Source organism: Vibrio sp. 10N.286.51.E5, assembly GCF_041469125.1.
Taxonomy (GTDB): Bacteria; Pseudomonadota; Gammaproteobacteria; order Enterobacterales; family Vibrionaceae; genus Vibrio; species Vibrio crassostreae_C.
On sequence record NZ_JBFRJZ010000123.1, the window covers coordinates 1 to 845 of the forward strand.

The 845-nt window shown below is 48.0% G+C and carries 1 protein-coding gene; it reads right to left on the reverse strand.

Going from position 1 to position 845, the window contains the following annotated elements; all coding sequences use genetic code 11:
* Positions 1–845 (reverse strand): transketolase-like TK C-terminal-containing protein (locus AB4161_RS22820; RefSeq protein WP_372084414.1); only part of this gene is annotated, 845 nt, incomplete at both ends.

Sequence of the window (845 nt, forward strand, 5' to 3'; positions counted from 1 at the left end):
GAATAGCTCACCTGCTGGTGCAGATTCGCCGAATGTTGTCATACCGATGATCTTGCCACCGAAACCAACGTACTTGTACCAGAAGTCAGCGATGCCAGCTTCTACTGCGATACGAGCAGTAACGTCAGATGGAAGTACAGACTCACGGTATTCAGCATCTTGCTTGTCGAACGCGTCAGTTGCAGGCATAGATACTACGCGTACTGCTTTACCTTCAGCGGTTAACTGTGCAGCAGCTTCAACAGCAAGCTCAACTTCAGAACCTGTTGCAATGATGATTAGCTCAGGCTTGCCTTCACAATCTTTCAGGATGTAACCACCCTTAGCGATGTTAGCTACTTGCTCAGCATTACGATCTTGTTGTGCAAGGTTTTGACGAGAGAAGATTAAAGATGAAGGACCATCTTTACGCTCAATAGCCAGTTTCCAAGCAACAGCAGACTCAACTTGGTCACATGGGCGCCATGTGCTCATGTTTGGCGTTAGACGTAGAGAAGCGATCTGTTCAACCGGTTGGTGAGTAGGACCATCTTCGCCTAAGCCGATAGAGTCGTGCGTGTAAACTTGGATGTTCTGAACTTTCATCAGAGCAGCCATACGCATTGCGTTACGCGCGTATTCCATGAACATTAGGAACGTTGCGCCGTATGGTACGAAACCACCGTGCAGAGCGATGCCGTTCATGATAGCCGTCATACCGAATTCACGTACACCGTAGTGGATGTAGTTACCAGAGAAGTCAGTTGCTTCAAGAGACTTAGAACCAGACCACATAGTTAGGTTAGAAGGCGCAAGGTCAGCAGAGCCACCCATGAATTCTGGTAGCATTTGACCAAACGCTTCTA